Raw genomic sequence first — 9135 nt, 5'->3', positions numbered from 1 at the left:
TGATCAAGTACATTTAGTTAGATGGACCGCGGAGTGCTGGGAAACTGGCACGCTCCGTGCGGAGCAGGGGAAAAGCTTGAGATCACTTCAAATGCTTACCTATTGCAAACCTTTAGTTTAAACACACAATACACAGACTGCTCTGCTCGTTACATCACATGACTTTCTCTACAAAATTGACCGTAGTTTCAGATATCTTTTTTGAAAACCAAAAGAGATGACAATTATGCCATCTCTGGAACCAATAAGTTGAGTCAACTTGATGGTCAAAGAAACTGTCAAAAGTGATTTTCCATCAAAGAGTGATTTCGTTACTAATATTTGGCGATGTTTAATATAGGTACCGTTCAGGCATCGCCAAATTTAATTGTATATTTAGTTCCGTTGTAGAGATCAATCTTAAACTCCTCTACAAATCTCCATTTGATGTTATCTAACCACTCCTCTAGCAATTCTTCTCTTTCTTCTTCATTCTCGGCTTCATCAAATGATAATTTTACTTCATCACCATTAAAATACTCCACTTTGATCTTCTCAATATCTTCGATATCAAGTAGAGACAATACATTTTCGACTAAGGAACGCTTTGACAAAATAAACACCTCCTAAAATATGGAATTAAATCTATATATTATATGTAAATTTTTAACATATTCTTATGCGTAGATAATAGTAGATTAGTGGATTTTTTTGATAGTTATTAAGAGATCATCGGAGATGACTTAACGGGTAATGATAGCTCAATTACAAAAAAAGACGGCAGCCGGTACTCGATCGGCTGCCGTTGTCCGTTGAACTAAAGGGCAGGTTAATACAGTAATAATGGCAACCTTTGTACTTACTAATTCGTCAATATATTGTCTGGTGAAGATAACGATAAGGTGGGTGGGTACAATTCAAAGAAGATGGTTCCTTATGGTGATAATAATTTTGGTGCTTGGAATCACGGGTTGTGGAAACAATGTTCTTAACGGAAAAGAGATCGTTAGCATTGAACTTGAATGTGCGGACTTATGCAAAACATTGAAAACACCACCATTTAGAGGGAATGCTTATACCTTTGACAATGTTGATGAACTACGGATATTCCAGCGAGCGATCGGTAAAGCGGTAAAAATGGAAGGTGAACTAAATTATGGTGTAATGTTCTTCATGCACCTTTCGTTCGAAGATGGAACCCAAAAGAAATTCGTGTTAAATGTTGCTGACGAAGATGGACGTACCGCCTTGCTCGTTGATACAGCGAATAGCGGGCAAGGCTACGAAATACCAAAAGATCAGGCAACAGAGCTAAGAAAGATTATTTATAAAGACTAAATGAAGGCACGATTTTGTTAAACTAACGGGACACGATAGTTAAACAAAGCAGCGGCAGTCTAGGACTTTGATATGAACGAAACCTGTCAAGCGACTCTGCTGCTCTCTAGTTTTTGGCGTAATTAAATAAGAGTCTGTCAAGTGGTTTTCTTGACAGATGCCCTATTCTTTCCATACTTTAAGGTTCCCCGGCATGTCATTTGCCGGGCCTGCTTACGGCGAGTAACGGGTGCAGGGAGTGTACTCCCTGCATTTCCCCTTTAGGGGACGGAAGGGGTGGATCATTCATTAGCTCGGAGGCAAAAACAATTCGCTGGTTGGCAATCTGATATTCGTGGATTCTCACACATTCTACATACGACTGAAGAGCATACCGCTAACTATTTACGTGCATTCGCCACTAAGAGTTGCACAAAAGTCCTACGCGGATTTTCTCTTCACCTTACCTGATTTGCCCCCGAGGTAATAAATGATCTCCCCCTATATCATCGCTCCCTTCAGAATGTAGTTCTTGCATGCTGATATCGAATAGTGTTATTTACTTCAAACTGCAACATTTTGTCTGTCCTTATCTATCTCCTTGGTAATTGCCCAAACAAATCCTGCAAGTTCTCTAGCTATGGCGACGGTGATGGCTCCTTTATGTTTTCCCTTCCGCATCAAGCTTTTGAATTTCTTGTGCAGACGATTTTGCGCTTCCCAGGCAATCCTTTGCACTTCTGGCGACAGACCGGTAATACGTTCTCTCATCTTTCTCTGAACGGCGGGGCTGTAACGGTAGCTCCAAGCTGATTCCACCAATACTCTCCGAAGATGAGCATTGCCTGCCTTTGTGATCTTGCCTTGCCAGCGGCTATCTCCTGAAGAACTTTCACTTGGAACAAGCCCACAATAACTCATGAAAGAAGCAACATGCGGGAATCGTGAAATCATGCAAATCTCTGATGCTAATGTCGTTGCGGTAAGGACTGCTACACCTCTTAATGCTTGTAGTGCTTGAATTAGTGGAGCTTTAATATTAATTTCTTCTTGTTTTTCAATCTCCTTTTCGTACCTTTTGATTCTCTCTTTGGTTTCCCAGATACTTTGTCGGTATTCTTGGTATACAACACGTTGACAATCGTCAGTGAACTTTAGGGTGTCGAGCCATGCTTCGTAAGCATGAGTCCAAGGACTAGAACCCTTTGGATCCGTAAGCTGGTTCCTAAGCAGAAACTTTCCTAACCTCTGTTTATGTCGGTTCAAATCTTCCTTGGCATCTTCTCTGGCACGAACTAAATCACGTAGAGCTTCATCTTCAGGTGTAGGGACATAGATGGAAGAAAGTTCTCCAGCTCGAAACAGTTGAGCTAACCGTAATGCATCTCTTTTGTCGGTCTTTACCCGATCCCCTGCACGTTTAGGTATGAGGGTAGGGGCTACGATAGTGCATGAAACGGTCATCTCCAGCAGCCAACGGTACAGTACATACCCAGTAGGTCCAGCTTCATAACACACTTCTAATACAATATCTTCTGTTTTACGCAGTTGTTCGATGAGCTTGCGGATCGCTTCTTTCGAATGTGGAATTACACCCCAATAGCGTGGCTCTTGCCTTCCTTCTTCAGCGATAGCCACGGCAATTTTTGATTTGGACACGTCAAAGCCAACGTATTTTTTGACATTACTCATAGTAGAAACCGACTCCTTCTAATTAATAGCTTTGATTGGGATGGCAATGGAAACTTGCTCTAAATCCATTGTTTCCGAATTAACCTACGTCGAAGCAGAAGAGGATGTCGGTTTCGTTCATTATAACTATTTTCCTTGAACACTAACCGGTGGGCCCGCGCGAAATAGGCTCGGAAAACGAGCCTAAGCTGTAGTCCCGCGCGAGATAGCCTCGGAAAACGAGCCTATCTCGCGCGATGCCCGCCCTACCCGCCAAACGCATCGCGAAACGCTTCTTTTAAGCTCTCTAGCTCCACGTTCCAAATGGGGGCGACCTCGGGCGCTACGTTTTCGCCAAACCAATCGGCGAGCAGTCGGCGGTTGCTGCCATTATCGACGATGAAGGGGAGACTCAGCATTACTTTTTTTACATAAATCGTCTCAGCTGACTTGATTTGCTCGGGGGTGAGCCATATTTTTAACCGCTTAATGGTCCGATATAACTCCTTATCGCAGGCTCTCCGAATGGCACGAGCGTTGGGGTATTGCTGTTTATGTCGTTCACTTTGCTTCTGGTACACCATGCTGGGATCGACGCTCCTCTCTCTGTTATGTGTATGCACAGAGAGGGCGGAGAGCGACTAGGGACAAGAACCTATGGCGCCCAAGTTCGTGGAGAATGCTTCGCCTTCGCCTCACGCGGTCCCAAATTGGTCATCAGCGCGGGAAGCAGCATACCACGAACGAGGAAAGTGTCGATGAGAATACCTGCCGCCATCGCAAACCCAAACAGCAGCAACTCCTGCAGCGGCTGCGTCATTAAGACGCAGAAGGTCGCCGCCAGCACGATGCCAGCGGAAGAGATGACGCCGCCAGTTAACGCCGCGCCGCGTTGAACGGCTACTCGCCAAGGATGGCTCATCGCTTCCTCTTGCACCCTAGAGACCAAAATAATGTTATAGTCCACGCCTAACGAGATGAGAAAAATAAAGGTGTACACAGGCAGACGGTAGCTGAAGGCATCGTGTCCAAATCCGAAATGGAACACACTCCATACAATGCCCATCGTTGCCGCGTAGGACAGGAGCATGGTGGCCATCATGGTGAGCGCCAATCGAAGGGAGCGGGCCTGCCAGACTAGCATAACGGTAATCAATAACGTAATGAGAGAGAAAATAACCAATGTATCACGCTTATTCATGGTTCGGACATCCAGCTGCTCCGCCGTTTGACCTGCGTAATGGATGGTGAACTGGCCAGGCTCGAAGCCACTCTGCTCAAGCATGGCATCGCTCTCCTTGCGTAAGCTGGAGATCACCTCAAGTGCAGCTTGATCATAGGGATTCATCTTCAGAATCAGCTGAAGCTTCAGCGTATGCTTAGGTAAATCGGCATTCTCGGCAGTTAACTGAGCTTGATTGATCCCTGGTGTAAGCGAACTAATTCCTTCATGCCCCCGGATAAGTCCGGTCAATGTGTTCATTTTGCCTATAAACGCCTCATCCCCAACGATTTCCTTCTTCGAGTCCAAAAGAACAGTGACTGGCGCTAATTGCCCCTCCGGGAATCTTGCTTCTAGAATTTCAAAGCCTTGTCTGGAAGAAATATCGCTAGGGAATGATTTCATGAGATTAAACGAATAGCGCATACCAAGCATCGAGAGCGCTGGTGTCATCAGCACAATAATGAGCACAAGGGCGGTTATCCGTGGCTTTATGGTAACGCGAGTACTGACCCAAGCCCAGAAGCCGCGAGGCTCTTCATTCACAAATGCCACGTCATCAGTACGTGGAATGAACGGCCAGAAAGCCCTCCTCCCAATCAAGGCAAATATAGCAGGAATTAACGTCAATCCACCGAGCAAAATGACCAACATCGCGATAGAAAAAACAGGCGCAAAGCTATGATAGGGCTTGAACACAGCTGTGAATAAGGTGAGCATGGCAATTAGTACGGTGCCGCCGCTGAAGAAAATCGGTTCAGCCACGTTGGAGAACGCCTTCGACATCGCATCGTACTTGGAATCCGTTGTCCGCAGGGCGGAACGATAGCGCGCGATGATAAATAAGCAGTAATCCGTCAACACAGCAAAAAGCAAGATCATCATGATGGAGAGGGATTGCTTCTCGACGAAAATCCAGCCCAATTTGCCTGCTAAAGCTAAGACGCGATCGACGACTACATACACCATGCCTGCGATAATCAAGGGTAATAAGGCCAACAGGGGGGATCGATAGATGACGATTAAAATGATGAGAATAATACCAAGTGTGGCGAGCATTAACACAAAATCGGCCTTCTTGAAGAGCATAATGGTATCGGATGAGATGCCCGCGGGACCTGTGATTTCAAGTTTCATCGTCCCCAAGCCTTGCTGCTCCGACGTATGACGAATCTGTTCAAGCGTATCGTAGACAGGCCCAGAGGCCAGATCCTTCTGGAGGGAGAGCGTTAACAAGAGCGTTGTCCGATCTGCGGAAAATAAGAGCTCTTGCTGCGCAGCGGGCATTTGATGGAAGGGTACAGAACGCGTGACGTATGGCGGTTTCTGATCGGAAGCCAACCACGCACTAATGTTAGTTATAGCACCACGTTCAGCATCTGTGATGGGTTGCTCGGAATGGAACACGAGGATGGCGGTTAAGCCGTCTTGGGAAGGGTATGCCTCTTGTAAAAGCTGTTCAGCTTCTTCAGACCGTGTATGGCCACTTCGGCTGCCTTCACCACCGCTTTGGGCAACCTCCTTAGAAGATGGCGCAAAAGCGCTTAATAGAATAATGGCAGCTAGCCAGCTAATGAGTACGATTTTGACACCTTTGGCACTGCTAACGAATTGAGCAAGACGTGTTAAAGCATGTTTCATGGCAGGTTCATTCCCCTCTCCTTAATCTACTTCAAATTGTAGGAGAGGAATATGAACGGACCATGAATGGGGGATTACATTACATTCGCGGCAGTCGAACAGTGAAAGTCGTTCCTTTGCCGAGCACACTCTGCACATGAATGGTGCCACCGTGCAGCTCGATGATTTTCCGCACAATCGATAAACCAAGGCCCGTGCCAGCACTGGCGCGGTTTCGGGACCGATCCGCTTTGTAGAAGCGGGTAAAAATATGAGGCAGCTCTGCTTCAGACATGCCAATCCCTGTATCGCGCACCACGACGGTGACTTCCGTCTCTGACGACTGAATCGCAAGGTGCAACGAGTCACGATTACGAGCATATTTGATGCCATTCGTAATGAGGTTAAGCCAAACCTGATGCATCAATTGGTGGTCGGCCGAGACGTCTGTTTCCGGTAGATCCAGCTCAATCGCCAGGTCTTTATCCGACCATTGCCACTCTGTGTGAATGAGAATTTGGCGGATTTGTTCATCCAACCGGTACACGGTGCGCTTAACTACATGACTCTCTTTATCTAATGAGGCTAGCGTTAGGAGCTGTTTACTGAGAGAGGACAATCGTTTGCTTTCGTCTAAAATGATATGAAGATAACGCGCTTTCTCCTCCTCGGAGGTTGTCTGATCCAGAATGGATTGGGCGAAGCCCTGAATCGAGGTTAACGGAGACTGAATTTCATGGGAGACATTGCCCACGAATTCTTGCCGCATAGCTTCTACTTGTTTGAGCGATTGCGCCATGTAGGTGAAATCTCGCGCAAGCTCCCCGATTTCATCCTGACGGGAAACGTCCATCGTCATTTCGTAGCTGCCGCCAACGATCCGTCGTGTGGCTTCTCGCAATCTTTTAACAGGCTTCACGATGAATTGGGAGAAAATAATGATAAGGACGATGCTGAAAAGGAAGGTCAGTCCGAGTAGAAAAGCCATCAGCACGCGAACGCCGCCGATCTGCTGCTCCAGATTAGGCCGAACAAATAAGGCATACGTTTCCCCCTGCACCTGAACAGGAACACCGATACTGTTGCGCAGGCTATTTTCAAAATAGCCGATCACCTTCAGAACATGACGCTCCTGCAGCATCCCACGGTACGTTTCTCCCGCGAGAACACGATGAATTTGTTCCGGGTCCAATTGCGTATGTTTATACGGTGTTCCATAGTAGGTCCCCGCCGTCTGCTCATTCACGACATAAAGCTGGAACCCCATATTGGCAATATGGGTGAAATACGTGGCAGGCTCTACATCGGGCATTTCCTCATAAAGAGCTCGGATTTCCGTTGTGATTTTCCAGACTTGTTCCTCGTTCTGATCCCTTAATTTCGTAAGATAATACCAATTCGAAAGAAAGAGTGCGAGCACGGAGCTGATCATCGCGATGAGAATAAACGTAACCACGATGCGAAAGTATAATGTTTTCACCCTTCCGTCACCTCAAGCTTGTAACCAAGTCCTCTCACGGTCGTAATCATAAAGTCATTCGTTTTCTCATAAAAACGCTCCCGCAGTCGCTTAATATGAACATCGATGGTTCGGCTGTCACCCTCATAATCCGTGCCCCACAGCATTTGAATCAGTTGCTCACGCGTGAAAATGCGTCCCGGATGACTCGCCAATTGGGCAAGCAGCTGAAATTCTTTGAGCGGCAGCAGCAGTGTTTCACCTGCGATCGTGACTTCATAGCTTTTGCGATTGATGACAGTGTGACCTAGTGTAATCATCTCCGAGGAAACCAACTGGTATCGCCGCAGTAACGCGCGCGTTCGGAAGAGTAGTTCCTTCGGCTCGAACGGCTTGACCACGTAATCATCGGTGCCTGAGGCAAAGCCTCGCTCTTTATCTTCAATTTCACCTTTGGCTGTCACAAGAAGAACAGGAATATCGTAGTGTTCGCGGATTTCCGCGCATAGCTCCAGACCGTCACGCAGCGGCATCATGACATCAACAACGGCGAGATGGATTTGTTCCGTTTCCAGCAGTCTCGAAGCTTGTTCACCATCACTTGCTTCAAAGACGGCATACCCTTCTTTGGAAAAGAGGAAGCGCATCAGTTCGCGAATATGGGCATCGTCATCGGCGACGAGTATATGTGTTTTCACAGGGGAAGCACCTTCTTCATTGGGAATCAATTGAGCTTGGCCTCAGTGTAAACGAAAAAAAACCTTAATGCTACTTCTGATATCGAGCCGCCTAATTATGACGCTTCGAGGTAGCAGAAGGAAGACTTAAGGTTTCGCTTGGACTAGAAACTAATGCACATTAATATAGCCGATCATCGGCCCGCTATGCGCCATATCCGTATGTGTCATGCAGATGAGGCGATAGGTGCCGGCTTGATTCGCTGTAAAATGTAGGATGGTTTCTTTGCCTTTTTTGATCTCACCGCTGATATTGAGTCCCTCTATGAGAAAGGGGTGACTCTCGCCGTTGACGCCATAGATGCTGAGCTTAATATGTTCGCCTTTCCTTACGTCAACGGAGCCGGGGTCCCATCGATAGGCTTCGATGGTTTTGCCATCCGCGGTAGTGGATTTGAACTCCCCAACAACCATATGAATGGTGCGTTCTGCCGTGGGCTCGGCAAAGGTTGGCAAGATGCTTGCTCGATTGACATACAGCCATCCAATGAGAAGGAGTAGAAGTGCGGCTGCTAGCTGAATGACATGCTTGCGTTTGACAATCCATACTCGGGACATAGGGTCCGCCTCCTGTACAAGGGTCTTGTACATCTTATGCGGGGGCTTGTCAGTGCATGAATCAGGATTTGCACAGGCGGGGTCACCACCACTTCGTGGGGTACTGGGCTCGGGTTGCCCGGTGATACCCCCAGGCAACAAGCACGATCAGTGCTGCGCCGAGCAGCACCGGCGTGAGCAGGAAGCTCCAGCTGGCGCCGGTGAGCATCACGAGCAGCGGGTCGGCGCCAGCAGGCGGATGCAGCGTGCGCGTCAGCTGCATGAGCGTGATCGCGGCGCCGACCGCGAGGGCGAGGCTCCACGCGTGCACGCCGAACGCGGTGAGGGCGCAGAGCCCGACGAGCGTGCTCAGCACGTGGCCGCCGATGAGGCTGCGGGGCTGGGCGAGCGGGCTCTGCGGGAGTGCGAAGGCGATGACGCAGGAGGCGCCGAAGGGGGCCATCAGCAGCGAGGTGCGGGCGAGGTCGCCGAGCAAGCTGCACAGCAGGATGGCGATGAAGCCGCCGATGCCGGGGATGAGCTTGATGAACAAAGGGGAGAGCGGTCGAAGACGAGTGAACATGGGGTGTGCC

9 protein-coding genes are annotated in these 9135 nt (G+C 48.1%); 1 reads left to right on the top strand and 8 read right to left on the bottom strand.

Annotated features, from left to right (window positions below; genetic code table 11):
* Nucleotides 1–347: 347 nt before the first annotated feature.
* Nucleotides 348–593: a hypothetical protein gene (locus AC58PQ_RS22795; RefSeq protein WP_497245629.1), complete on the bottom strand. Its 246-nt coding sequence runs from the start codon at nucleotides 591–593 to the stop codon at nucleotides 348–350.
* A 322-nt stretch (nucleotides 594–915) separates the two neighbouring features.
* Here AC58PQ_RS22795 and AC58PQ_RS22790 point away from each other — a divergent pair, with 322 nt between their 5' ends.
* Nucleotides 916–1317, top strand: coding sequence for a hypothetical protein (locus AC58PQ_RS22790; RefSeq protein WP_497245627.1), 402 nt, complete (start codon nucleotides 916–918; stop codon nucleotides 1315–1317).
* Nucleotides 1318–1860: 543 nt separating this feature from the next.
* On the opposite strand, the gene AC58PQ_RS22785 is transcribed toward AC58PQ_RS22790, so the two are convergent.
* The 7 genes from AC58PQ_RS22785 to AC58PQ_RS22755 all read right to left on the bottom strand — a co-directional run bounded on the left by AC58PQ_RS22785 (nucleotide 1861) and on the right by AC58PQ_RS22755 (nucleotide 9125).
* Nucleotides 1861–2988, bottom strand: a complete 1128-nt coding sequence (locus AC58PQ_RS22785) for an IS110 family RNA-guided transposase (RefSeq protein ID WP_497245625.1) — start codon at nucleotides 2986–2988, stop codon at nucleotides 1861–1863.
* A 245-nt stretch (nucleotides 2989–3233) separates the two neighbouring features.
* A complete protein-coding gene (locus AC58PQ_RS22780; protein ID WP_477592908.1) occupies nucleotides 3234–3551 on the bottom strand; it encodes a dehydrogenase in 318 nt (105 codons plus the stop codon).
* A 71-nt stretch (nucleotides 3552–3622) separates the two neighbouring features.
* Nucleotides 3623–5830 (bottom strand): MMPL family transporter, encoded by a 2208-nt coding sequence (locus AC58PQ_RS22775; protein ID WP_497245623.1) that lies wholly within the window; start codon nucleotides 5828–5830, stop codon nucleotides 3623–3625.
* Between the two features lie 79 nt (nucleotides 5831–5909).
* Nucleotides 5910–7289: a sensor histidine kinase gene (locus AC58PQ_RS22770; RefSeq protein ID WP_497245621.1), complete on the bottom strand. Its 1380-nt coding sequence runs from the start codon at nucleotides 7287–7289 to the stop codon at nucleotides 5910–5912.
* Nucleotides 7286–7966, bottom strand: a complete 681-nt coding sequence (locus tag AC58PQ_RS22765; RefSeq protein WP_497245619.1) for a response regulator transcription factor — start codon at nucleotides 7964–7966, stop codon at nucleotides 7286–7288. Before AC58PQ_RS22765 ends, AC58PQ_RS22770 begins: the two co-directional genes overlap by 4 nt.
* A 150-nt stretch (nucleotides 7967–8116) precedes the next feature.
* Entirely contained in the window at nucleotides 8117–8563 is a 447-nt protein-coding gene (locus AC58PQ_RS22760) for a cupredoxin domain-containing protein (protein WP_497245617.1), read from the bottom strand.
* A gap of 82 nt (nucleotides 8564–8645) precedes the next feature.
* Nucleotides 8646–9125, bottom strand: coding sequence for an HPP family protein (locus AC58PQ_RS22755; protein WP_497245615.1), 480 nt, complete (start codon nucleotides 9123–9125; stop codon nucleotides 8646–8648).
* Nucleotides 9126–9135 lie beyond the last annotated feature (10 nt).

This window comes from Paenibacillus sp. J22P143, from assembly GCF_059692035.1.
Note: the sequence above shows the minus strand (reverse complement) of the source record. Positions and strands in the feature narration are given on the sequence as shown.

Excerpts from the sequence above, each read along its gene's own strand:
- AC58PQ_RS22775 (WP_497245623.1), bottom strand. The coding sequence starts at position 5,830 with ATGAAACATGCTTTAACACGTCTTGCTCAATTCGTTAGCAGTGCCAAA.
- AC58PQ_RS22780 (WP_477592908.1), bottom strand. The coding sequence starts at position 3,551 with ATGGTGTACCAGAAGCAAAGTGAACGACATAAACAGCAATACCCCAAC.
- AC58PQ_RS22790 (WP_497245627.1), top strand. The coding sequence starts at position 916 with ATGGTGATAATAATTTTGGTGCTTGGAATCACGGGTTGTGGAAACAAT.
- AC58PQ_RS22755 (WP_497245615.1), bottom strand. The coding sequence starts at position 9,125 with ATGTTCACTCGTCTTCGACCGCTCTCCCCTTTGTTCATCAAGCTCATC.
- AC58PQ_RS22785 (WP_497245625.1), bottom strand. The coding sequence starts at position 2,988 with ATGAGTAATGTCAAAAAATACGTTGGCTTTGACGTGTCCAAATCAAAA.
- AC58PQ_RS22760 (WP_497245617.1), bottom strand. The coding sequence starts at position 8,563 with ATGTCCCGAGTATGGATTGTCAAACGCAAGCATGTCATTCAGCTAGCA.